General features: G+C 36.3%; 1 protein-coding gene. It reads left to right on the top strand.

Features of this window, described 5'->3' with window-relative positions:
- Nucleotides 1-226: KH domain-containing protein (locus FUA24_RS01215; RefSeq protein ID WP_187388124.1), on the top strand; the 226-nt coding region annotated here is incomplete at both ends.

Raw genomic sequence — 226 nt, 5'->3', positions numbered from 1 at the left:
CCGAAGACGATAAGATTAGAAAATACGTTCACGCACGTTTATCTAAAGCTAGTGTGAGTAGAGTAATTATTGAAAGAACTCTTAAGCTTGTAACCGTTACTATCACTACGGCTCGCCCAGGTATCATTATTGGTAAAGGCGGTCAAGAGGTAGACAAGTTAAAAGAAGAGCTTAAAAAAATTACCGGAAAAGAAGTTCAGATTAACATCTTTGAAATTAAAAGACC

This window comes from Seonamhaeicola marinus (assembly GCF_008085455.1).
The sequence above is the reverse complement of the archived record's forward strand: the minus strand, read 5'-3'. Positions and strand labels throughout refer to the sequence as shown.